At 41.3% G+C, this 24,685-nt stretch carries 24 protein-coding genes, 1 rRNA gene and 1 other annotated feature; of the genes, 10 read left to right on the top strand and 15 right to left on the bottom strand.

Annotated elements, in window-relative coordinates; translation table 11 throughout:
• Positions 1 to 45 precede the first annotated feature (45 nt).
• From hemA to KHM83_RS10700, 8 genes are all read left to right on the top strand, one after another.
• Positions 46 to 1,320 (top strand): glutamyl-tRNA reductase, encoded by a 1,275-nt coding sequence (gene hemA, locus KHM83_RS10735; RefSeq protein ID WP_213237016.1) that lies wholly within the window; start codon positions 46 to 48, stop codon positions 1,318 to 1,320.
• A complete protein-coding gene (locus KHM83_RS10730; RefSeq protein WP_213237015.1) occupies positions 1,310 to 1,963 on the top strand; it encodes a precorrin-2 dehydrogenase/sirohydrochlorin ferrochelatase family protein in 654 nt (217 codons plus the stop codon). The genes hemA and KHM83_RS10730 overlap by 11 nt, the downstream gene beginning before the upstream one ends.
• Before the next feature lie 22 nt (positions 1,964 to 1,985).
• Positions 1,986 to 4,424, top strand: a complete 2,439-nt coding sequence (hemC, locus tag KHM83_RS10725; protein WP_213237014.1) for a hydroxymethylbilane synthase — start codon at positions 1,986 to 1,988, stop codon at positions 4,422 to 4,424.
• Complete coding sequence (hemB, locus tag KHM83_RS10720) at positions 4,411 to 5,376, top strand: porphobilinogen synthase (protein WP_213237013.1); 966 nt, start codon at positions 4,411 to 4,413, stop codon at positions 5,374 to 5,376. Before hemC ends, hemB begins: the two co-directional genes overlap by 14 nt.
• A 30-nt stretch (positions 5,377 to 5,406) precedes the next feature.
• On the top strand, positions 5,407 to 6,705 hold the full coding sequence (gene hemL / locus KHM83_RS10715; protein WP_213237012.1) for a glutamate-1-semialdehyde 2,1-aminomutase: 1,299 nt from the start codon (positions 5,407 to 5,409) through the stop codon (positions 6,703 to 6,705).
• Positions 6,706 to 6,989: 284 nt separating this feature from the next.
• Positions 6,990 to 7,373, top strand: a complete 384-nt coding sequence (locus KHM83_RS10710; protein ID WP_213237011.1) for a YxiG family protein — start codon at positions 6,990 to 6,992, stop codon at positions 7,371 to 7,373.
• A gap of 210 nt (positions 7,374 to 7,583) precedes the next feature.
• Positions 7,584 to 8,048, top strand: a complete 465-nt coding sequence (locus KHM83_RS10705) for a hypothetical protein (RefSeq protein ID WP_213237010.1) — start codon at positions 7,584 to 7,586, stop codon at positions 8,046 to 8,048.
• Positions 8,049 to 8,218: 170 nt separating this feature from the next.
• Positions 8,219 to 8,461, top strand: a complete 243-nt coding sequence (locus KHM83_RS10700; RefSeq protein ID WP_213237009.1) for an AbrB/MazE/SpoVT family DNA-binding domain-containing protein — start codon at positions 8,219 to 8,221, stop codon at positions 8,459 to 8,461.
• 247 nt (positions 8,462 to 8,708) lie between these two features.
• Here KHM83_RS10700 and rsmI read toward each other — a convergent pair whose 3' ends face one another.
• The 8 genes from rsmI to KHM83_RS10660 all read right to left on the bottom strand — a co-directional run bounded on the left by rsmI (position 8,709) and on the right by KHM83_RS10660 (position 15,087).
• Positions 8,709 to 9,602 (bottom strand): 16S rRNA (cytidine(1402)-2'-O)-methyltransferase, encoded by an 894-nt coding sequence (rsmI, locus tag KHM83_RS10695; RefSeq protein WP_246543037.1) that lies wholly within the window; start codon positions 9,600 to 9,602, stop codon positions 8,709 to 8,711.
• A 15-nt stretch (positions 9,603 to 9,617) separates the two neighbouring features.
• Positions 9,618 to 10,394 (bottom strand): tRNA1(Val) (adenine(37)-N6)-methyltransferase, encoded by a 777-nt coding sequence (locus tag KHM83_RS10690; RefSeq protein WP_213237087.1) that lies wholly within the window; start codon positions 10,392 to 10,394, stop codon positions 9,618 to 9,620.
• Between the two features lie 114 nt (positions 10,395 to 10,508).
• Entirely contained in the window at positions 10,509 to 11,417 is a 909-nt protein-coding gene (locus KHM83_RS10685) for a PSP1 domain-containing protein (RefSeq protein ID WP_213237008.1), read from the bottom strand.
• Positions 11,418 to 11,461: 44 nt separating this feature from the next.
• Complete coding sequence (locus tag KHM83_RS10680) at positions 11,462 to 12,322, bottom strand: DNA polymerase III subunit (protein ID WP_213237007.1); 861 nt, start codon at positions 12,320 to 12,322, stop codon at positions 11,462 to 11,464.
• A 10-nt stretch (positions 12,323 to 12,332) separates the two neighbouring features.
• Entirely contained in the window at positions 12,333 to 12,656 is a 324-nt protein-coding gene (locus KHM83_RS10675; RefSeq protein ID WP_213237006.1) for a cyclic-di-AMP receptor, read from the bottom strand.
• A 181-nt stretch (positions 12,657 to 12,837) separates the two neighbouring features.
• Positions 12,838 to 13,398 (bottom strand): signal peptidase I, encoded by a 561-nt coding sequence (gene lepB, locus KHM83_RS10670; protein WP_213237005.1) that lies wholly within the window; start codon positions 13,396 to 13,398, stop codon positions 12,838 to 12,840.
• Between the two features lie 19 nt (positions 13,399 to 13,417).
• Entirely contained in the window at positions 13,418 to 14,872 is a 1,455-nt protein-coding gene (locus tag KHM83_RS10665; protein WP_213237004.1) for an aminotransferase class I/II-fold pyridoxal phosphate-dependent enzyme, read from the bottom strand.
• Entirely contained in the window at positions 14,869 to 15,087 is a 219-nt protein-coding gene (locus tag KHM83_RS10660) for a hypothetical protein (protein ID WP_213237003.1), read from the bottom strand. The genes KHM83_RS10665 and KHM83_RS10660 overlap by 4 nt, the downstream gene beginning before the upstream one ends.
• 161 nt (positions 15,088 to 15,248) lie before the next feature.
• Between KHM83_RS10660 and KHM83_RS10655 the strand changes: the two genes are divergently transcribed.
• Both KHM83_RS10655 and KHM83_RS10650 read left to right on the top strand, forming a co-directional pair.
• Positions 15,249 to 16,436, top strand: a complete 1,188-nt coding sequence (locus tag KHM83_RS10655; RefSeq protein WP_213237002.1) for a pyridoxal phosphate-dependent aminotransferase — start codon at positions 15,249 to 15,251, stop codon at positions 16,434 to 16,436.
• A gap of 209 nt (positions 16,437 to 16,645) precedes the next feature.
• Complete coding sequence (locus KHM83_RS10650) at positions 16,646 to 17,413, top strand: MBL fold metallo-hydrolase (RefSeq protein ID WP_213237001.1); 768 nt, start codon at positions 16,646 to 16,648, stop codon at positions 17,411 to 17,413.
• Positions 17,414 to 17,608: 195 nt separating this feature from the next.
• On the opposite strand, the gene serS is transcribed toward KHM83_RS10650, so the two are convergent.
• From serS to rrf, 7 genes are all read right to left on the bottom strand, one after another.
• A complete protein-coding gene (gene serS / locus KHM83_RS10645) occupies positions 17,609 to 18,883 on the bottom strand; it encodes a serine--tRNA ligase (RefSeq protein WP_213237000.1) in 1,275 nt (424 codons plus the stop codon).
• Positions 18,884 to 18,925: 42 nt separating this feature from the next.
• Positions 18,926 to 19,126, bottom strand: a binding site (T-box leader).
• Between the two features lie 58 nt (positions 19,127 to 19,184).
• Positions 19,185 to 19,475 (bottom strand): hypothetical protein, encoded by a 291-nt coding sequence (locus KHM83_RS10640; protein WP_213236999.1) that lies wholly within the window; start codon positions 19,473 to 19,475, stop codon positions 19,185 to 19,187.
• Positions 19,465 to 20,259 (bottom strand): glutamate racemase, encoded by a 795-nt coding sequence (gene murI, locus KHM83_RS10635; RefSeq protein WP_213236998.1) that lies wholly within the window; start codon positions 20,257 to 20,259, stop codon positions 19,465 to 19,467. The genes KHM83_RS10640 and murI overlap by 11 nt, the downstream gene beginning before the upstream one ends.
• A gap of 655 nt (positions 20,260 to 20,914) precedes the next feature.
• A complete protein-coding gene (locus KHM83_RS10630) occupies positions 20,915 to 21,946 on the bottom strand; it encodes a PTS transporter subunit IIC (protein ID WP_213236997.1) in 1,032 nt (343 codons plus the stop codon).
• A gap of 139 nt (positions 21,947 to 22,085) precedes the next feature.
• Positions 22,086 to 22,598: a transcription repressor NadR gene (locus KHM83_RS10625; protein ID WP_213236996.1), complete on the bottom strand. Its 513-nt coding sequence runs from the start codon at positions 22,596 to 22,598 to the stop codon at positions 22,086 to 22,088.
• A 92-nt stretch (positions 22,599 to 22,690) separates the two neighbouring features.
• Positions 22,691 to 23,368 carry a GntR family transcriptional regulator gene (locus tag KHM83_RS10620; protein ID WP_213236995.1) on the bottom strand — a complete coding sequence of 226 codons (678 nt, stop codon included), beginning with the start codon at positions 23,366 to 23,368 and terminating at the stop codon, positions 22,691 to 22,693.
• A gap of 952 nt (positions 23,369 to 24,320) precedes the next feature.
• Positions 24,321 to 24,437, bottom strand: a 5S ribosomal RNA gene (rrf, locus tag KHM83_RS10615).
• Positions 24,438 to 24,685 lie beyond the last annotated feature (248 nt).

Raw genomic sequence — 24,685 nt, 5'->3', positions numbered from 1 at the left:
AAATGATTTCAGAAAACTTTTCTGTATTAGAAATTGGAGGAAGAGATGCAAATCGGTCTCATTGGTCTAAACCACCAAACCGCTACAATTGAACAACGTGAACAATTTTGCATGACAGAATCAGCACAGTCCGAATGGATGGCCTACGCCAAGCGCATTGGCGTTTTAGAAATCGTCATTTTATCTACTTGTGGTCGTTTTGAAGTCTACTACGTCACATCGGCAGATGCCTTTGACGCCATTTCGACAACGCTCTTTGACGCATTGGTCAACACACATGCAAGCGCAGAGGTCATGAACGCGAACACCATCATTGACAATAGTCAGTTTTATCAGAAAAGCGGCTTTCAGGCAGTCAATCATCTCTTTAAAGTGACGGCTGGCTTAGATTCCGCGGTACTCGGCGAAGATCAAATTCTTGGGCAGGTCAAAAATGCCATTGCCGCGGCAACAGAATTGGATTACTCCGGAAAAATCCTAAACAAGTTGTTCCGCGTCGCCGTCTCTTTCTCGAAACGCATTAAAACGGAACTGAAAATTTCACAGACGCCGCTTTCGCTCAGTTATATTGCCATCAAAAATGCCGTCGCTGCCGGTTATTTGTCAGATGAAACCGTTATCACCATGGTCGGCCTCGGCAAAATGGGCGGTTTAGCGATTAAATACTTGTTTGAAGCACCTTTTAAGACCATCTATGTCGCTGTGAGGCACCCGGAAAATCTACCAATAGATATCCTAACCCATAAAAAAGTACGCATCGTCCCCTTTGAATCGCGTTACGAATGCATTGCCATCAGTCATCTCGTCGTTTCATCAACAGGTGCGCCACACGCTGTCATCAGAAGAAATGATGTAAAGGGAATCAAAGACGGCATGCTGATGATTGACCTTGCCGTACCGAGGGATATTGCTGATGATCTCTATCAAATCGAAAATATTGCAATCTGGACTGTTGACTCACTTAAAGAAGTCTCAGATGAAAATTATCAGAAACGTCATGAACTCATCGCCCATGTTGAAGCACTCATCTTTGACGAAGTAAATGATTTTGTCAAATGGGTTGAAGCAACAAAGGTCGACGACCTCTTAGGCGCATGGAATCAAACCATTGCCGATATTAAAGACGGCACGATGTCGATACTGTCTCGAAAACTGCATACGCAGAATCCCGCTGACATGGCAACCATTGACAAACTCGTGGAATCTTCATTGAAAAAAATGATTAAAAGTCCGCTTGAATCACTTAAGGTAATGGAAAACAATGAAAAACGTGAACAATATATTCAAATGTTAAAGGAGCTCTACGGTTATGAATCCTAATCCGTTAAAACCCATTCTCCTAAACAGTGCGGCCCTCAATGTTCTTATCATCGGTTACGGCAAAGTCGGGAAACGCAAAGCCAAAGCCTATGCCGATGCAGGTGCAAAGATCACGGTAGTTGACCCTAACACATCGGCGAATCAAATGGACGATGAATGCCATTATAATGCCCGGCAAAATGACTGCATTTCAACTGCACCGGATGGGGATATCCGCAGATCATTTATTTTTTATTCGATGCCTTTTGATGTCTTTATACAGTCAGAAGCGGCCGTGTTCGCCAAACAGCACTTAGTCATTGCCTGTACGAACGACACCGCTGCAAACCAATTGGTACAGGAACACTGTCTGCGATCCGCCAAGCTGTTCAATCGCTCAGATGACCATACAGCCGGACAATTTTTTGATATGATGTATCAAAACGAAGCCCATTGCACTATTGGCGTTTCAGGTAATGGTGAATCACCCTATGTCGCGAAATATCTATTCAATCAGATAGGGGCACTGTTAACAAAATCAACCGTCATTGAGCGAATTCGCCTACTGGCTGCTAAAACACCCTACCTTAAAGCGCGGCACATACCGTATGAAAGCATTGCGCATTTAGACCAAATATCACTGGAGAAGATTGGAGATGAATAGCTTGGAGACAAATAGCGTTAAGATGAATAGATCAAATATGGATAAAACCATTATCGTTGGTACCCGTGGCAGCCGACTGGCACTTTTCCAGACGGACTGGGTGATTGCCGCCCTGTCTGCAAAATATCCCGATCTTAAAATTGAAAAGAAAATCATCTCGACAAAGGGTGATCAGATCTTAAATGTATCCCTTGATAAAATCGGTGATAAAGGCCTTTTTGTCAAGGAAATCGAAGCCCAACTCTTAAGTGGTGATATCGATTTTGCCGTGCACAGCATGAAAGATATGCCGAGTCAATGCGCTGATGGCCTTTGCTTTGCGGCACCACCTGCCCGCGAAGACGTTCGCGATGCGCTGGTTCTCAAAAAAGGTTATCAGGGGCTAAATGACTTACCGCAAGGTGCCAAAATTGGTACGGGCAGCAAAAGACGCGCCTTTCAGCTGAAACAGCTTCGTCCCGACCTTGAGGTTGTTGCCATTCGAGGCAATGTCGAAACGCGCATCGCCAAAATTGAAACCATGGCGCTGGATGGCGTCGTGCTGGCGGCAGCCGGTCTCCATCGATTAGACCTGACACATCAGATTAGTGCTTACCTTGAACCAAATGAAATGATACCGGCACCGGCACAAGGCGCACTCTGCCTGCAATACCGCATAGATGACCTTGAAACCGGTACCCTCTTAAATGCACTGGCAGATCGTGAAACTGCTGTCTGCACCAGTGCAGAACGCAGCTTCCTCGCTGCTGTCGACGGTAGCTGCCATCTCCCAATTGGCGCCTATGCCCATTTAGATGGCGATCAGCTAACCCTTCACTGTGTTTTTGGTGATGAAGACGGCAATGCACTCTATTATGCAGATGTCAAAGGCACCGCAGCGGCAGCAGAAAAACTCGGTATAAAGGCTGCTGAAACAGTCAAAGAAAGGATGTCAATGAACATGTCTGTCAATCCCTCCACCGTCTACCTCGTCGGTTCAGGGCCGGGTGATCCCATGCTCTTGACGCGAAAAGGCGAAATGCTTATCAAAACATGCGATTGTGTTATTTACGATCGCCTTATTCCGGAAGATTTAATTCGGCTCGCTCCGGAAAACGCCGAAAAGATATATGTCGGCAAGGCAGCATCCAATCATGCCATGCCGCAGGATGATATCAATGAACTGCTCGTCAGCCTCTCTTACCGCTATCAGCGCGTCGTTCGACTGAAAGGCGGCGATCCATACGTCTTCGGTCGCGGCGGCGAAGAAGCTGCGTTTTTAAAGGCGCACGGCGTCCCATTTGAGGTCGTTCCCGGTATTTCTTCTTCCATTGGCGGGTTGGCTTATGCCGGCATTCCCATTACGCATCGGGATTATGCATCTTCGTTCCACGTTTTAACGGGCCATTTTAAAGACGACAGTCTCGATCATGACTGGTCTGTAATCGCAAAGCTGTCCGGCACACTGGTCTTTCTCATGAGCATTGCCAATATCGCCAATATCTGTGCACAGCTGATGGCAAACGGCAAGGATGGTCAAACACCGCTTGCCGTCGTCTCCAAAGCGGCAAGTGCCGATCAACGCGTCTACGAGGCAACCCTTGCAACAGCTGAGACGGCATTGCCGCTTGGCAGTATTGACTCTCCGGCGCTTTTGGTCGTGGGTAAAGTCGTTACCATGCGCGAAACCCTGGACTGGTTTGAAGCAAAGCCGCTGTTCGGCAAGCGTATTCTCGTCACCCGCTCCAGTCGACAGGCCAGTCGATTTTCCGAGATGCTGGAAAATCTCGGCGCCAAGGTCATTGAACTGCCAATGATCGACTTTGAAAACATTCACGATTCTGAGCTGCAAACGGCAATCGAATCGCTTCATCAGTATACACAACTCTGGTTTACCAGTGAAAATGCCATAAAGCGTTTTATGACAGCACTCTTTGAAAGCGGCAGAGATGTACGTGCACTGGGGCATTTAAAAGTGCTCGCCATTGGAACGCAAACAGCTAAGTGGCTGAAAAGCTATGGAATCATGCCGGACTACATCCCTGAAACCTTCACGCAAGAGGGCATTATCGACCATATGCAATCCGTACTCACGGCAGAAGACCATATTCTACTGCCAACAGCTGAAAAAGCGCGTCCTCTGCTTTCAGAATGGCTAGACGGCATTTGCCGCTGCACGGCACTGCACATTTATAAAACGGTGCCGGCAACCGTATTGCAAGAGGTTGACGATATTCGAAAGCTTATTGAGACGGCCATTGATATCGTCACCTTTACCAGCGGCTCTACAGCAGAAAATTTTGACGCCTTTTTAAAGGCCAACACTTTGACTTTGCGCCCTGATGCCAAAATTGCATCCATTGGCCCCATCACCAGTCAGACACTTAAAGCGCTCGGTTATCCAATTGATATCGAAGCAGCGCCACACACTTTAGAAGCATTGGCCAAAGCCATTATGGAGGTTCCAAATGAAACGCTATAGACGACTGAGAACCAGTCCAACCATTCGCAAAATGGTTCAAGAAGCAGCCCTGAAAAAATCTGATTTAATCACACCCATCTTCGTCATGGAAGGTGAAAATTTAAAAATCGAATCCTCGGCAATGCCGGACTTTTTCACTTATTCACTCGACCGACTGCCGGAAGAACTCGAAACCTTACAGTCTCTCGGTTTGAAAAGCATTCTACTCTTTGGCGTCCCCGGCAGCAAAGACAGCATTGCAAGTTCCGCCTTCGATCCAGATGGCATCGTTCAGCGCGCTATAAAAGTCATTAAAGCTTTTGATCCGAGTTTCTGTGTCATCACTGATGTCTGTATGTGTCAGTACACCGACCACGGTCACTGCGGTATTTTGTCAGAAGACGGCATTATCCTCAACGACGAGACACTGCCATATATGGCCAAAATTGCGCTCAGCCACGCAGAAGCAGGTGCAGATATCGTCGCCCCTTCTGATATGATGGATGGCCGCATTGAAGCCATTCGAGATGTTCTCGACGATGCTGGCTATACCTACGTGCCCATTATGGCTTATTCTTTAAAATTCTGCTCCAATTATTACGGTCCATTTCGTACACTGGCGGATTCAAGCCCTAAATCAGGCTCACGTGATACCTATCAAATGGACTATCACAACGCCAGAGAAGCGCTGGACGTCGCCTATGAAGCTATTGAAAGCGGTGCTGATTTTATCATGGTGAAACCTGCGATGATGTATATGGACCTCATTCATACGCTTAAAGACAATATTCCGAAACCCATTGTCTGCTATAATGTCAGCGGAGAATACGCACTCATCAAAAATGGCATCGCGCAGGGACTCGTCAATGAAAACATCATTTATGAAACGCTGATTGGCTTTAAGCGCGCAGGCGCCGATCTCATTATCACTTATTTCTCAAAATTCGTCGCCGAAAAATGGCTGAATGATTAACACCGCACACTGCACAGAAGGAGACCGTTTATGCACCTCAATCACGAAAAATCCGAAGCCCTCTTTGAAAGGGCAAAGGCCGTTATTCCCGGCGGCGTCAACAGCCCCGTACGCGCATTTAAATCCGTCGGAATCAATCCGATTTTTATCGAACGCGGCGAAGGCCCTTATATCTACGATGTCGACGGCAATCGATACATCGACCTGATCTGTTCGTGGGGGCCACTCATCTTAGGGCACAGTCACCCAGCTCTGCTCGACGGCATCGAAAAAATATTTCAAAAAGGCACCAGCTACGGCGTTCCAAGCCACCTTGAAGTCACCATGGCGGAAATGATCGCCGAGGCCTATCCGGCGGCAGAACGCGTGCGCATGGTCAACTCGGGTACAGAAGCGACCATGAGTGCAATTCGCGTCGCCAGAGGCTATACCGGACGCCAGAAAATTCTAAAATTTGAAGGCTGCTATCACGGCCATTCGGATGCGCTGCTCGTCAAGTCGGGTTCAGGAACGCTGACCTATGGCGTACCCACCAGTCCCGGCGTTCCGGCAGATACAGTAAAGGATACCCTCGTCGGCATTTACAATGACGTAGAAATGCTCGAATCACTCTTTGCCGCTCAGGGCAGTGAGATCGCCTGTGCCATCGTCGAAGTCGTCGCCGGCAACATGGGTGTCGTCCCCGCAACAGAAGCCTTTATGGCGGCACTCAGGCGCTTGTCGACTGCATATGGCGTTGTGCTTATATTCGATGAGGTCATTACAGGCTTTCGACTCGCCTATGGCGGTGCATCTGAAATCTACCGCATTGATCCCGATATGGTCTGCTTTGGCAAGATCATCGGCGGCGGTTTGCCCGTCGGCGCTTATGCCGGCAAAAGCGACATCATGGCAATGGTTTCACCAGTCGGCCCCGTTTATCAGGCAGGAACACTCTCCGGTAATCCACTGGCTATGCATATGGGCATTCAAACACTTCAATATTTAAAAGCGCATCCTGAACTCTATTTACAGCTGGAAGAAAAAGCATCCTACCTCGCTTCGGAAATGGCGGCGTTTATTGAGACAAATGAGCTGCCGGTTACCTTTACGCGCTTTCACAGCATGCCTTGTCTATTTTTTGCGAAAGGACCTTTTAAGTGCTATGACGATGTTAAAAACTGTGATACCGAAGCCTATGCAACCTATTTCAGAAAGATGCTGGATAAGGGTGTTTTACTACCGCCGGCGCAATTCGAAGGTCTTTTTCTTTCAATTTCGCACGATGACAGCGTTCTGGAAACTTATCTGAACGCAAGTAAATCAACACTTTTAGAAATGTATAAATAGTCATTATGACGGAAATTTATTTTTAAATTGCAAAAAAAGGGATAAATAATTTTTAATATTTCAAAAAAAGATTGCATGCCTCATCATAATGTGATATTAATATATGTGTTTACAGCCACTACTGAGAACACGGACAAAATAGTCAATATTTTATGTTTTGAAACCGTTTTAACTGGCTGATCGTTATCAAAAGGATGTGTGATTGGCACGAGATTTTTGTGCAGGAAAACTTGATGGCCGCCCTTTTTTAACACATGGAAATTGATTATGAAACGAGGTGTTACATGCCAAATAACTTAAATCCCATTATTGACTCTTATGCAAAGGGAAAAATCAGCGCTGTTCATTTCAATATGGACTCTGAAACCATTTCCATTGCCATTCGAGACAAAAACAGCACAGAAAATACGGAAATTGTATTCGAAGACGTAAAAGCCTTCTATTATATAGATCACGACACGCATTCTGAATTAAAATTGTCTGACGAGGCACTCAATGCCATCGCCTATGATGATTTCGGCTTTGGCGAATTTTCAGCGGCTGCCGAAGATGAGGATGATCTGTTCGTCACTATTCCAAATTTTGCACTCAATCTCGAAGCGTCTTCGCTTTTTATTGATGCGCATAAAATACGTATCAACAATCAGGCATACCACGTCAAGTTTTAAATCATCACATGTCCTGATCTTTGAATTAATGATTAAACAAGGAACGTATGAATGATCAAAACAGTACAAATGAGTCGAAAGCACTCTGCGTGCTGTTTTTTTTCATACTTCTTTTTGATATAATGTTTTGTATAATGAGCACTGCTGGCAGATATGTTATTTTTTACAGCCATTCTATACCAAATACATGACAAATATAGGGAGGACGCAATGGACAGCCAAATCGTTTTTTCATTTAAAGACTTATTGCTATTTGTACTCTGGGGAGCTCTCATCGGCGTTTTTGCCTATCTTATCCTCATTTTGAGGCGCGTGCTCAAAGTGATTAAACAGGTAAACGCGATCGTTGACGACAACCGTACAGAAATCGATCAGACTCTAAAAGTTGTACCATCACTTACAGAAAACATTGAAGCCATTACAGCAGAGGTTTCCCATGACATGAATCAATTCAGGGGAACCGTTGAAAATATCGCTGAAACCACTGAAGCTGTTAGCGGTGTTATCAACGAACAAAAATCTGCTGTTAGCAGCGTTTCTTCCGTTGTGAATACGCTGGCATTAATCGTCGCCTTTTTTAATAAGTTCTTTGGACACGATGATGATGCAAATGAAGAAAAAAACAGCGTCCAAAAAACTGCCGCAAAAGAATCTGATCATAATAATTTACAATAAAAATTGTTCCATAATCCCCTTAAATTGGCAATTTAGCGGGATTGAACTAGTTATATTGCCATAAAATGGTCAAATTTCAAATATCACGGCTTAAGTTACATTTGTTGACAACCGAATTTATATATATTATGATTTGGATATGGAAATGTCATTAGCTTAGGAGGTGTTTTATGAAATCTACAGGTATCGTCCGTAAAGTTGACGAACTTGGACGTGTCGTCATTCCAATTGAATTGAGAAGAACACTCAATATTGGTGAGAAAGACGCGCTCGAAATTTTTACCGAGGGTGAAACCATCATTCTCAAAAAGTATGAACCAGCGTGCATTTTTTGCGGTCAAGCAAAGGGTGTCAAAAACATTAAGGGCAAAAATATTTGTCCCGTTTGTATGGATGAAATAAAAAACTTATAATTCTCATTCTTTTTTTGGGCAATCAAGTTATATTTTATTCAAAAGTTAAAGAGCGAAGTGCTAACTCCGCTCTTTCTTGATTCTTGATACACTTTGATTCTTAACGCTTCTAATACTGAGTGCTCTCTATTCTAATTTTTCTTCTTATTTTTTGTCTTTTGCTACTTGAGGAAATTGCACAATTGCTATCCTAAAGAATTGGATCGCTGCCGCACGAATGCCGTATTGCTTTTATACTTTTCGGTCTTCAGTTGCCATCTATATCAAAATCAATCAGCGCATTGTATATTTCAGATTTTTTCATTTTTAAATCGATTGCCATCTGTTTCATCGCATCTTTTTTCGTCATGCCCGTCATTAAATAATGTCTCAAATGTTCTTCCAATGACAGATGATCATAAAATGCATTCACTGGAGGGGCTTCTTCAGAACCCGCTATAACGATAACCCACTCACCGCGAACCGTTTCCTCATTGAGCTGACCGATTAACGCTTCTAAAGTACCTCGATAATAATTTTCATAGCGTTTGGTAAGCTCCTTGGCGAGTACAGCACGGCGATTAGTGCCAAAAACAGCTGCCATTGCTTTTAGCGTTTCCTTAATGCGATGCGGCGATTCATAAAAAATTAGTGTATGCTGTTGATATTTTAAAGCCTCAAGGCGTTCGATTCGCACCTTTTTATCTCTTTCTAAAAAACCTTCAAATGCAAAATGCGTCGTATCCAGTCCCGACCCTACCAGAGCAGTCGTAAACGCCGTGACGCCGGGGATGATTTCAAATGCCATTTCGGCATCGATACACGCGGCGACAATGTCGGCACCGGGGTCAGAGATACCAGGCATGCCCGCATCTGTGACAAGTGCAACGCGTTCGCCGTTTCGAAGTTTTGAAAGGATCTCACCTGCTGCCTGACGCTTATTGTGTTCATGATAGCTATAGAGCGGCTTTGATATGCCAAAGTGTGTTAGGAGTCTAATGGAATGCCGCGTATCCTCTGCATAGATAACATCGACATTTTTAAGGGTTTCCAGTGCTCTATAAGTGATATCTTCCAAATTGCCAATAGGCGTACCGCATAAAAATAATTTGCCGGCGGTCATCTCTATTTGAGCACTTTTGTTCATTTGATCAGTTTGCATGCACATTTTCCTTTCTCAAAGGTCTTCATTCTTTGCATTGCCGGCAGCAAAAGACGTCATATTGACCATGCTGTAGATTCGATAAATCTCTTCTGTATAAACACCGGGCTTTTCATAGACAATTAATGGGTCTAAGAATTTTAAATCCGGGCGGCCGTATTTGGTACACCTTATGAGAAAAATATTGGGCTTTTTACCCGCAAAAGGGTGTATCATACGGATCTCTTTCGGCTCAATGCGATACTGCCTGCAAAGTGCAACAATGTCAACAAGTCTGTTCGGCCGATGAATCATATAGAGGTTGCCGCCATCTTTGAGTAAATAACCAGCTGTCCGAATAATATCCTCTAAATTGCACAATACTTCATGTCTGGCAATTGCCTTTTGATCTTCCAAATTCTTGATGCCGCTGTCCATCCGCATGTACGGTGGGTTTGTAAAGACGGCATCTACAGACTGAGCACTGAAACGCTTTTCGGCATTGATCAAATTATCCTCAATAATTTCAATGCGCGCTTCCAGATCATTCATCTGAACACTTCGTGAAGCCATGTCAGCCACATCGTGCTGTACTTCATAAGCATAGATTTTTTCAAAACTGGTTTTTCCTGAAAGAAGAATGGGAATGACGCCTGTGCCCGTACCAAATTCAACAGCGATATCACGGTTTTTCAGTTTAACAAAATCGCTGAGTAATACGGCATCAATGCCAAAACAAAAACCATTCGGATTCTGAATAATTTTCAAGCCATTCAATTGCAGATCATCTACGCGTTCATGTGTTTTAATCATTCCTTCCAACCAAAGCCTCCTGTCACTTGCCTCACTTAACTTAATGTCTCTATTTGAATTACATTGTAAAAAAACGTGCAAACCGTTTGGCATGCACGTTCATAAGACGAGAGACTAGTCCTCAAGTTTTTTGAGTTCTGCAAAATCAACCGGTTCGCCATCTTCATTCGTATGCTTATGATGGTGATGTGAGCTCCGATTAGCTTCTACAACTTTGATTTCATCCTTTTTATAAGCAACAATATCTTCACTTAGTTCATTAGAACCTTTAACCACGTGTCTAACTTTAACGAGTTCGAGCAAGATGTTCGTATCGACGACGACAGCCATCCCTTCAGGGGTCTTCACTTTATCACCGCGATTCGGCATACCGATTCGGATCTGAACATAAGTATCGTATTCAAATTTCAAACAGCACATTAAGCGTCCACAAAGACCAGAAATTTTAACCGGATTAAGGGATAAGTTTTGATCTTTTGCCATCTTAATAGAGACAGGCGCAAAATCACCGAGCCAGCTGCCACAGCATATTTCACGTCCACAAGGGCCAAGCCCCTTTACCATCTTCGATTCATCCCGAACACCAATTTGTCTCAATTCAATACGCGTTCTAAAAATAGCCGCTAAATCTTTAACGAGTTCTCTAAAATCAATCCGGCCATCTGCCGTAAAATAAAAGATGACTTTGTTATTGTCAAATGTGTATTCCACATCAATGAGTTTCATTTCCAGCCCATGGGCTGCAATTTTGTCAAGACAGATGCCAAAAGCATCTTTCGCCTTTTCGCGGTTTTGAAGATGTTTATCGTCATCTTCTTTTGTCGCCACTCTGAGTACTGGCTTGAGTGGACTAATTATTTGATTTTCCGGGATATCGCGTTTGCCGATGACACAGTGCCCGTACTCAACACCACGTGCCGTTTCAACAATAACGTACTGGTCTTTCACAACGTCGATACCACTCGGATCAAAATAATATATTTTTCCTGCAGGCTTAAATCTAATCCCTACAACCGTGATCATTCGTCCTCCTAGTCTATAGATGCTGAATAACGTGTTATGTCCACTTAATTCAGCGTCGAAAGGCATTTAAATAGCAACTGATCTATTGTCAAATCAAAATTCATATTACTTTTAAGCTTTGCCTCAACTTCTTCAACGGCAAAGATCAGCGTGATGAGACGCCGATAGGAGAATTGTCCTGAAAGTTGTGACAATTGACTCCTATTATCAAGTATAGTGAAATTCTCATGACTAATCAATTGAATATTCTGCGTTTCTTTAAAAATCATAATATCTCTGAATATTTCATTGACTTTGCGCAAAAAAATATTAAAACGTACCTTGTCTTCTTTTGCATAAGCCGAAAAACTATAAATATGATTGATATCATTAAATTCTAAACTTTTAACAAAATCTATGGCATGTGTCAACACTTCATCTTCCACGGTCGTCATATCCTTGTGAAAACTCAGCGTCTGGCATCTGGAAGCAATGGTATCAAGCAGCATCTCAACCTGTTTACTCATTAAAATCATCAGTGCATAAGCAGGGGGTTCTTCCAGAATTTTTAACAAGCGATTTTGTGCGCGTATCGTCATCGCATGAGCACCATTAAAAATAACAATCTTATGATCACTTTCAAATGGTTTGATAACCATAAAATTCTGAAACGCTTCAACTTGTTCATTCTTGATGGAAGTTCCCTCGGGCTCAATGACCATAAGATCCGGATGATTATTGGATAAGACCTTTAGACAAGAGGAGCAGGAACCACATCCCGTGTGTTCCCGCTTGCATAGGATTTTCTGTGCTATTTTTACGGCGAAGTCAACATCTTCTATTCCCGAAAAAATATAACTGTGGGATAGTCGGCCATTTGACTGCGCTTCCTCTAAGAGTTGCATATTTTTTTCACGATCCGTCATTTATCTGCCTCTAAAGCTTTAGATATTTCTCAACATCTACGACAAACACCGTTGCACCGCCGACCGTAATTTCCAGCGGCATCCCCATAACACTGTTATCACCCATGAGCGATGTCGTCGTCGTAATTTCCTTGCGTGTTTTACACGTCTCTTCAATAATACTAAGGACACTGTCTACGCGCTCTTTTTGAACACCGATTAGCAATGTCGTATTGCCCGATTTCAAGAAGCCACCAGTTGATGCGAGTTTCGTTACACCAAACTCGGAAGCGGTGAGCATTTTAATAAGACCGTGCGCGTCTTCATCATGAACGATTGCTATAACGAGTTTCATATCACACACCTCCTTGTTAATGTGAGTATTCATCAGCATATTCGTTTAGGTTTTAACATGCTGAGTCAGTTATATTGATTGCCTATTTATATTATACCACAAAACCATTTTTTCATTCGCTCAGCCCTTGAATTTCACTATATTTCACATGATTTTACACTTTTTTAGGTATCGTCCGCAATCAGTCAACGTTCCCTATTTTACTGAGCGGCATAAATCGGAAGACGACTTTACCGATAAAGTCCGCTTCTGGAATTAGACCGAGTTCACGGCTGTCATAGCTGACAGATCGATTATCGCCCATACAAAAATACATGCCTTCCGGAATTTTTTCATAATAGGCAGATTTTGTCGTCACCGTACTGATGTAGGGCTCATCAATGATTTCACCATTAACTTTTACGATTCCATCTGCAACTTCAATACTGTCACCAGGACCGGCAATAATGCGTTTAATCAGGTTTTTTCTTTCACCTTCGTGATGAAGAATCTTCTGAATGAAGTTCAGGCTTTCATAATCTCGCGCTGTCAATGTCAGCTCTGATTTAAAAGAAATAATATCGCCCGGCTGATAATCAACACGTTTTGCCATAAATAGCATATCTTTTTCAACCAGCGTCGGATACATGGATGTATTATAAACAGTTGTGGTCGCGAAAAAATAATTGTAAATGGAAAAGATGATGATTGTAATGACAATTGCCTGTCCCCACTCCAAAAGCTCTTTTTTTAATCGATTCATTTTACTATGCCCTTTCAAGTTATTTGATGACCTCTATACCACCTTCCGGTAATGACATCAATCGTTTGCGATATTTTTCTATGGCGGCGATCTTATCGCCGGTAATGCGTTCACCAGGCACTAAAATAGGAATTCCCGGCGGGTAAGGAATAATGTAGCCACGACTGACCTTTCCCTCTGCTTCTGCTATGTTGCACCGTTCAGATTCTTTCAGCTTTGCTTCAGATGGGCTGTAGACTGTTTCCGGCTGTGTCATATACGCTGTCACTTCACCTTTAGAAAGCTGATTTCTCGATACTTCTGATTTATTTACAAATGTTTTTGTTTTTCTGGTTGTATTTTTGCCGATCATGTTGTCCATTGATTTTAACGCCCGCATCAGCTTTTCAAAATCTTCATCGTCATTTGAGACACTCGTCATCAATAGGCAAAAATAATCCGCCGCATATTCTACTTGTATGCCAAAATGATCTCGAAGTGTTTCCGACAGCCAATTGCCGTCATAGCCGGATTTTATCACATCGTCTTTTAGCATCACTATAAGTTTTGTCGCATCCATGCCCCTGTATCGCTTAATTGTCAAATAGTACACATCACTCATTTGAGACTCAAATTCGGCAATCGCGTTCAAGAGATGCCGCATTAGCAATGGTCCTTGATCTTTCAATAAGGAGAGCATCGCATCAACTGATCCCATTAGCAAATATGAAGGACTGCTGGTTTGAAGGGCTGCCAGATGCCATTTAATCCCTTCAACTTGCCTGTCATTCAGCAAATGATTCTTGCCAAAGTGCAGGCATGCCGTTTGCGTCAGCGCAGGGAGCGTTTTATGAAAACTTTGTACCACGATATCAGCGCCGAGTGTCAATGCAGACGGTGGCAGTGCCTCACTCAGCATCAAGTGTGAACCATGTGCCTCATCTACGAGTACAAGAATGCCATGACGATGGCAAACATCAATAATTGATTTCACATCATAGCAAATACCTTCATAAGTTGGATAGGTTAATAGACATGCTCTGACATCTGGTGACAATTGTATTAATGCTTCAATTTCTGAAGCTGAAAGATTCACTGGAATATCAAGCGTTTGATCCATTTCTGGAATTAAATAAACAGGCTTCAAACCACCCATTTCAATGGCATGATAAACACTTTTGTGTGCGTTTCGATTGACGATAATCGTATCGCCACGTGCCATTGACCCCAAAATCATACTAAGGATTCCCACAGTACTGCCACCGACGAGCATTTTGCTCTCTAGTGAATCATATTGCTGTGATATCAGTTTTTCCGTTTCCAGAATGGCGCCTGTTGGATCATGCAAATAATCAGCATCTGGAATTTCGGTTATATCATTTTCATAGGATAAAGGAAAATAGTCCCTTATTTTACGACCCATTTTATGCCCGGGCATAAAAAAAGAGACTAAATGCTGTGCCTTTATTTTTTCCAGAGTTTCTGTCAATCTCATCGCTTATATTGCCTCTGTACATTTGGCGTTTGTGGTTTTGGCGCTTGATTTTTTTGTGGCTGGCGCTTATGATGTGCCTTTGTCAATGCGACAACGTTTTTTTGCTTTCGGCGATAATACCCCATGTCGCGAAAGAGGTCACCGAGAACATACAACATCACCATCACAAAAAACAAGACGATCAAACCTATAAAAATGCCGTCAATAATAGACATATTCACCCTCGTTTATTGATTTTCTAATGAAATGCAATTGTGTTTTTACATTAAATTGCTATAATAATTTTAACACAATACGCAAGGGGTTTCATGAGAATTTTATTAAACATATATGTCAATCCCTTTAATACCCTATGTCACGATAGAAAGGATTATGCATGCTTTCAAAAAAAGTCAGTCAAATAACACCGTCATATACCATTGGTATCAGTACCAAAGTTAAGGCACTTAAACAGGAAGGCAAAACCATCGTCGACCTCAGTATTGGCGAACCGGATTTCTTTATCCCCGAAAAGGCAACAGAACGCGGTGTCGAAGCATTTCATACAAACCAGACAAAATACGATCTGGTACCGGGGCTCATCACACTTAGAGAGGCAATCGTGGAAAAACTAAAATCTGAGAACGGCGTTTTATACACACCTTCGGATATTGTCGTCTCTTCTGGCGCCAAACACGCTATTACCAACAGCCTACTTGCCATTCTCGATCAAGGTGACGAAGTCATCCTGCCGGTACCTTATTGGACGAGCTACCCTGAAATGATCAAAATCTGCGGGGGCGTACCCGTTTTGCTTCAAACAAACAAGACAGATCAATTTAAAATGACGCTGGAGTCTTTAAAAGCACATCACACGACAAAGACAAAGATGCTCTTTATCAATAATCCATCGAATCCAACCGGTGCCGTTTATACAAAGGAAGAACTGATCCCAATTGTCAACTACTGTATTGATAACGGCATTTACATCCTCAGTGATGAAATCTATGAGCGCATTTGTTATACAGATTCCTTTACTTCTATTCCGTCTATTTCTGAAGCTGCTAAGGCCAATACAATTCTTATTAACGGCCTTTCAAAATCAGCTGCCATGACGGGGCTGCGCATTGGCTACACAGCTTCTTCACCTGAAATCGCAAAGGCAATTGCCACGATTCAAGGACATCTCGTCTCACACCCGAGTCTTGCCTCACAATGGGCCGGCGTTGGCGCGCTCACTGAATCAAAGACTGAAATTGATCAAATGGTTGCCGTGTACAAGTCAAGGCGTGAAGCGCTTATCAAACAGCTCAATACCATGAAGGGTATCGAATACATCACACCTGATGGTGCCTTTTACCTTTATTTGAATATTGGCAGCATCAAAGAACACGTGGCTTTTGAAGGGGCTTTCTCATTGAAAGTATGTGATGACCTCCTAAACGATTACAATCTCGCCGTCGTCCCCGGTATTGCCTTTGGTACAGATGATTATATTCGACTGTCTTATGCTACGGAACTGTCACTTGTTCAGGAAGGGCTTAAAAGAATTGAAACCTACCTTCAGTCAAAGCTGAATGCATAATACTGGATGCTAAACTGGGTGCTTAAACTGAATACTTAATACTGAATGCTATAGCTAGATGCTTAATCGCATCGCATAAGCGATCGTTTTTATAAAAGTAATCTATCCCCAATAAGTGACAGCATAAATGCAATGCCAATCAAACTGAGAATTATGCAAAATGTGCTTTTCCGGTTTGGTTGGTATTTTTTGATCGGAGGCAATAAATCATGGCTATACACGTTACACTCTTGGCAAATGAAGGCATCCTTTTACAATGTGGCAATACAAAACTGTTAATTGACGGCATTCATGTAAAGGAGCATGCCGATTTTAGCGGTCTTTCTGAAAACGTTCTGAAAGATTTGCTGGCAGGCGAAAAAACAGCTTATCAAGCTATTCAATATGTATTGTTTACCCATCATCACGAAGATCATTTTTCACCAGAAAAAACGGAAGCATTCTTACGAAATCACAAAATAAAAGGGTTTTTTCTGCCTGAAAAACAAATGCTGAAGAACCCTTCACTCAGTGAAATTGCATCACAGCAAGCTGAAACAGTTTACCCGCTTTCACTTGCATTGGGTGAAAAGATAACAATCACATTAACAGATACGCTTTCTATAACAGTCTTTTGTACCATCCATGCTGGGGAAGCTTATAAAGAAATTGAAAACTACTGTTATCTTATTCATTTCAGCGGGAAAAGCGTCTTGATAGTCGGAGACAGTGATTACAATCCCCAATACTTTAAAGAAATGCTGAGCGGCGAAATGATTGACACCCTTTTTGTCAATCCCATGTTCGTTCGCCTTGTGTCAGGTCGAAAAGTTGTTGAAGCCATCAATCCCCAACAACTCATAGTCTATCATATCCCCTTCGAGGCTGACGATCAGCTTCAATTTAGACGTATGGTGCCAAAAGATATTGAAAGACATCAAACAAAACTGCCGCCCATTCAGATTTTATGGGATGAATTACAGGAAATCATACTTTAAATGTATTCATACGATATTCGCAATCAATTCGGCATTTTATTTTAGCATTTAAAATGATAAAAATAAGGCTATTGCAAAAGCAATGGCCTTATTTTTTATTCGCACCGGGTGATTTCAATCATGCTCCTAATGATCAGATAATCATTGATATAATTTGAAAACGGTTACCGTTGCATGAATACCACTATATTTACATTATCCAATTAAAGTTTTGCCACCCATATATGGCTGAAGTGCTTTTGGAATGCTGACAGTGCCATCTTCATTCTGATAATTTTCGAGAATTGCTGCAAGCGTTCTGCCAACGGCTAAACCAGAACCATTGAGTGTATGCACAAAGTTAACTTTTTTCGTCTCTGCATCACGATAGCGAATATTTGCCCTTCTCGCCTGAAAATCTTCAAAATTAGAACAGCTTGAAATTTCTTTATAGGCGTCATAACTTGGCAGCCAAACTTCAATATCATATGTTTTAGCAGAACTAAAACCGACATCACCACTGCAGAGCTGAACGACTCTATATGGAATTTCAAGTTTTTTCAAAACGTCTTCAGCTGCATTGGTTAAGCTCTCCAGCTCATTATAAGAATCTTCCGGCTTAACGAATTTTACCATTTCGACCTTGTTGAACTGATGCTGTCGAATGACTCCGCGCGTATCTCTTCCGGCAGAGCCTGCTTCTTTTCTAAAACACGGCGTATATGCCGTATGGAAAATCGGGAGCTGTAATTCATCTAAAATTTCATTTGCATATAGATTTGTAACCGGTACTTCTGCTGTTGGAATCAAAAAGAAATCCTTAGAAGGAATATGGAACATATCATCTTCAAATTTTGGAAGCTGTCCCGTTCCCGTCATTGAATCGCGGTTAACCATAAAAGGCGGTAGTATTTCCGTAAAGCCATGCTCCTCTGTATGAAGATCAAGCATAAAGCTAATAAGTGCACGCTCCAATTTAGCGCCTTGTCCTTTGAGTACTGTAAATCGAGTCCCGGTGATTTTCGTCGCTCTTTCAAAATCCAAAATATCCAGTGCCGTGCCGATATCCCAATGCGCCTTTGCTTCAAAGTCAAAATGCCTAGGGGTTCCCCATTTTCGAATTTCGAGGTTATCCTGATCGTCTTCACCGACAGGCGTATCGGGATGCACTGTATTTGGAATGCCCATAAGAATACCCATGAGTGCTTCATCAACATCTTTTACATCTGAATCTATCGCCTTAATCGCTTCCGAAAGCTTTTTCATTTCATCAAAAATGGCCGTTGTATCTTCGCCGGCTTTTTTCATTTTTGGAATCTCTTTGGAAATTTTATTTTGATTGCTCTTCATTTCCTCAACTTCGACCAGAAGGCTTCGTCTTTTTTCATCCAATGCCTTAACCTTCGGCAAGTCGTAATCGCCTTTGCCCCTTAACTTGACAAGACGCTCAACTTCTTCGTAATCATTCCTGATTCGCTTTAAATCTAACATCGTCTCCTCCTATTCTTCCATCAAAAAAACTCCTCATCCCAATAAAGGGACGAGAAGTTTACCCGCGTTGCCACCCTAGTTGGCATTTAAACAAATACCCACTCGATCAAGTTAACGCCTTGACTACGTTTAGCATTACCTAAAAACTCCGGGATAGATTCACATATCTCTAAGTTCGGTTTTCACCTGCCACCGACTCTCTTTGCTCTTCAACATACTACTGATTCCCATCACAGCCTATTCGACAAATTAATGAAATTTTTATCATTATAACGCATCCTGAACTGCTCGTCAATAGCGGTCACATTTGTTCATCAGATCTGTCATCGCCACTACTCATGGCATCTTCTGATGCTATCCACAAGTCGTTCTTTTTCAAAATGTTAAAAACCTTATTATCGATTTTTGTCATTTCAAGTTTAAGTTTTTTTATCGGCATTTTTGTAAGTTTTGCTATTTCCTTTGGTGTTTTGCGTTCACAGTGAATGCCATAGTACTTTTTAAAAATAAGTTCAGAGCGTTCATCGAAAACTGCTTCCTCTAAAATTGTATTTAAACCATAGTTAATAGCCGTTTCCCATTTATTCGCCATGATGCCTCGCCTCCTTCAACAGATGTGACAGCATGTCCTTGGATTTCTTTTCAAAAGCTTCGCCAAAACTATTGCGTATTTCAAGTGTTCCAACTTCTTCATCATTAACACATAAGTTTTTTATTTCCAATTGTCGCTTTAACTGTTGAGCTGTTCCAAAGTTGCCATCAATAACGACGGCTTCATGATTAAAGTAAGTTTCGATTTCTCTTTTTAGAAAAACAAAGTGTGTACAACCTAATACGACGGCATCCGGTTTTTCTGTATCTTTGAGAGATGCAAAGCATTTCGATACCGCTTCGGTAACCAAATTCTCGTTGTCAAAATCATTTTCCACAAGTGTCACCAAGTCAGGTGCCGGCCATCTAAGAATACGCGATTCTGCTGACATATCCTGAACGAGAAGATTAAACTTATCCTCTTTTAACGTCATCGCCGTCGCCAATACTAAAACTTTGCCTTTCGTCATCCTTAGCGCAGGTCGAATCGCCGGCTCCATGCCAATAATCGGTACGGGCATCACTTCTCTTAATTTCGTCACTGCAGCGCTTGTAGCCGTATTACAGGCAATAACAATCGCTTTGCATCCTTCAGCTATGAAAAGATCGCAAATCTCTTTAGAACGATCGTACACCGCTTCCTTTGTCTTAATACCGTAGGGTGCATTTTTTGAATCTCCATAGTAGAGCAAAGATTCATTCGGCATCAATTGATGTATTGCCGCCATAACGGATAAACCACCCAAGCCTGAATCAAATATACCAATTCTTCCGTGCGCTTTCACTAAAGACACCGCCATTCTTTAAAATCAGCTTTTATTATACCATATTCACCTTGTTTTTTCATATCACTAAGGACGTCTTTTGGCTGACGCCAAAACCGCTTACGGGCCATATTTTACGTAGTAAAACACCTGTTGCTACTGTACACTTAGGATGTCTTTTGGCTTGCGCCAAAATCGCTTACGGGCCATGTTTTACTTAGTAAAACACCTGTTGCTACTGTACACTTAGGATGTCTTTTGGCTGACGCCAAAACCGCTTCGCAACCATGTTTTACTTAGTAAAACACCTGTTGCTACGCTGACTTACTTGCGTATTTTCTCCTTATTGGGTATAATGCAGTAGTTAATAGTATAGTATTTTATTTTAAGGATATTGTTATGCCAGAAAATATTAATTGTCGTGCCTGTAAATTTTATTATATCACGTGGGATCCTAAAAACCCGATGGGCTGTCGAGCGTATGGCTTTAAGTCAAAGCAGCTTCCCTCCATTATCGTTTTTAAAAGTACAAGCGAACGCTGCAATGCATTCCAGTCGAAAAAACAAGCACATCGTTCAGAACACTAAATCGTGCCGCTGAAAGGTGTGCTTTTGCTTTATTTATTCTTATTCATTCTTATTTATGCTTACTTAGTCTTATCCAGTATCTTTTCTTTTATTTTTTACCGTCATCCAGCGCCAAATCGCCTAATTTAATATAACCTTTTCGGCGCATCCATTCGCTTACAATCAATGAAAGAATGCCAGGAAGTATAAAATGCATAATGGCAATTAATGCAAAGAGCATTGTCGTCGAAGTCGTCTCACCCATTGCAGCAAAAGTACCAAATTGGCCTACTAAACCACTGGTTCCCATACCGGCACCAATGCTATTGCTTTCCATTTTAAGCAACGTAGTCCCAATGGGACCTAAAATAGCACTTGCAACAATTGACGGTATCCAAATCTTAGGGTTCTTTATGATATTTGGTACTTGCAGCATACTCGTACCTAGTCCTTGTGCAATAAAACCGCCAATACCGTTTTCACGATAACTAATACATGCAAATCCGATCATTTGACAACAGCAGCCAATTAATGAAGCACCTGCCGCTACACCTGAGAGTCCCAGAGAAATAGCAAGCGCTGCACTGCTGATTGGCAGCGTTAATATAATTCCCATCAAAACAGCAACGGCAATTCCCATTGGAACTGGCTGTAGTTCTGTAGCCGTATTGATAACTTGTCCAATGCCCTTCATCAATGTTGCAATTACCGGACTTAGCGTGATGCCAACGATACCACCAACAATAATAGTCAAAGCTGGAACCAGAACAATGTCAACTTTTGTCTTGCCAGCAATGAGTTTTGAAAATTCTGCTGCTACAAGTCCAGAAACAAAAGCACCCATTGGCTCACCTATACCAATAAGCATTTGACCCGCTTCATTGATTGAAACGCTGCCTGCCCCCATTGTCCCAGCAACAATTGATGCAAAAATACCAAGGGGTGAAGCGCCAACACTATAGGCAACAGCCGCACCAATTGCCGGTCCCATCATGACTTGCGCAATGCTTCCGAATGTAACAAGTGCTGCAATGTGAAAAACGTCACCTAATTGCTTTAATATAAGTCCGATAATTAATGATGCAAATAACCCTAAAGCCATCCCATTTAAGGTTTTGGTTAAATATTGTCTAACCTTCATAAATGCCTCCAATGTATTGACAGATTGTCAATTCATCTGTCTTGTCAGTATGACTATAATTTTAGCACCGCAAGTATCTAAATGGCAAGCAAAACTGTAAAATTTACAGAATAACCGCCATTTAAATGTATGTGGTGCCTTACTGAATATAACCCTTTTCTTTTAATTCTAAAACGAGGAGATTAAAAACTTTTTCACTTGGGATCTCAATTGTATGAATATGTTCACCTTCTGTAAGCGAAGCCAATGGCTTTGCATTAGTACTGCGAACTTTTTCCATAAATTTTTGAACATCATCAACTGTTGTCAAATGCAAATTACCAACAATTTCTCCATATACGGGATGCTCGACAATTACATCAATAACCTTGCCGCCATATTCAATAATCATCATGAGCTCTTCTTCCATTTGTTCAAAACCTTCATGTTTAGAAATTAAAGTTTTGATCAGCCGGTTAGCATGTACTGACTGTGGCAGCGTATAGCCATTTGATGTTGCAATAATTTGAGTCCCCTGTGCTCTCAGTACTGCAATATCCTGAACAATTACCTGACGTGATACACCAAGCATTTCAGCCAATACCGTTCCAGTTATTGCCTCTTTATGCTTTTTTAATAATGATATTATTTCTCTTCGCCTTGAATTTGACATCCGCATCTCCCCTTCCAAAATGTCAAATAATCGTTAAATCTCAATCCATTATAACACAAAAGCCACATATTCATGTGGCTTTCATCTGTAAATCAGTTTACTGTTGTCGTTAAATTCATAAGTCGTTTAATATTTGAATTAGATTGTGTAATGTGATTAATTAATGTACGTCTTGCTTCAATTTCATCATGATTTTTCATCGCATCCAAAATAGCCTTATGCTCATCGAGGGCTAAATTAGGACGACCAGCTGATTTTAACGAATTGTTTCTAGCACTTTTGATAAATAACTGAAAATCCTTTAAAACACCTTCCAAGTAACGACTCTTTGTCGCCTTATAAAGGGTTTCATGAAATTTCGTGTTGAGTTCAAAGAGTTTGTCAACATCTTCTTTAACTGTATAGAACTCCATTAAATCATAAATTTCATCTAGTTCTTTAACTTCTTCATCGGTTATTCTAGTGGCTGCCCATTGGCCAACTAATCCTTCTATACATAACCGAATTGTCAAAATATCATCAATATCTTCTCGTGTGATACCTTTGACTACAACCCCTCGATTAGGGATATTATCGACCAGACCGTCGAGTTCTAATTGTTTAAGCGCTTCTCTCACCGGCGTACGACTGACACCAAGTTCATCTGCAAGTTTTATTTCAACAAGCTTATCGCCGGAGCTGTAACGGCCATTTAAAATGTCCTCCCTGATCTTATCAAAAATTAGTGATGTTAGAGATTTATTCTCCTTTTTTTGATCAAAAAGATCCATACATCCTCCATGGTATTCTATTCCTTTTTATTCTATACAGAAATACCAGATGTGTCAAATGCATCACAAAGACTTATCTGAAAGTTTTGAATGTTTGTTATCCCACTATTTTACAATTAAGCATACAATAGTTAAGATGTTTTTGAATAAAATATCATGTCAAATAAAATCGACAGAAACGTTCAAATCAGAAGCATTCAGCTATTTAACTGGCGTATAGAAGATTAAAAATACACAACAATTCTACTTTTTTTGTACCAACGGCATATTTATATCTATTCATACCAAAAATGAATAAGCTTAAACGCTTTGATAAAAAATGCAAAAATGATCAATCTATAAAATTTGTCTATTATTTCAACTGCTTTTTTTAAAACTTCATAACCTATTAATCTTATATCATTTAATTACAAATAATCGCAATAATTATTTGCAAGTCATCCTGCAAGAACATTCAAAAACAATATTTGATTATTTTTTTAAACTTAAGTATTCACACCAAATTGTCTTTCTATGAAAAACATTTAATCGCCAAATTCTGCATTAATCTCTGCTTTTGGAACCTCAAACAACAAAATAACTTTTTAAATTTTCATTAATCAATTCTAATTCTAATATACAATTGACGCCAACTAGTCATGATTTTGACATTTTTCACATGGCAACTTGCATAACATTTTTTTATGATGCGCTATTCCACATTGATGTCATTTTTCATGCGGCATCTTTTTTAGCAAGTCGCACTTTATTGCAAATTTGACAATACGATCTCAAGTTCATGCTTTGTAAAATTACAAAGAAGTCCTGATCAATGAAACTTAAAATCCTTAACGATTACTAAGAGCCATCATATCATAAAATATCGCTTATAATTAGTATAGAAGTTTTAATCTAGTATCATAATATTATATGAAAAAACCACATATCATTAATGATATGTGGTCTTATTCAAAACCGGCAACGTCCTACTCTCCCAGGCAGCTTCCCGCCAAGTACCATCGGCGCTGGAGGACTTTACTTCTGTGTTCGGGATGGGTACAGGTGTAGCCCCTCCGCCATCGTCACCGGATAAACGTAGCAAACGTGGTACTTTCGTTAGAAAGTATAGTTTGCGTAGTGTCATTTGATCGTCAGATCAAATGTTTTCCTTGCCTTTGTATACTTCATGGCTCATCACATCTCTGTCATATACCATGCCGCACACTCAAAATTGCATATAGTTAGAAACCTTCCTTCAGAGTTTTGGTCAAGTCCTCGATCTATTAGTACCTGTCAGCTACATACATTACTGCACTTACACCTCAGGCCTATTACCAT

Origin of the sequence: Fusibacter paucivorans, assembly GCF_018390735.1 — a bacterium.
Classification (GTDB): domain Bacteria; phylum Bacillota; class Clostridia; order Peptostreptococcales; family Acidaminobacteraceae; genus Fusibacter; species Fusibacter paucivorans.
Note: the sequence above shows the minus strand (reverse complement) of the source record. Positions and strands in the feature narration are given on the sequence as shown.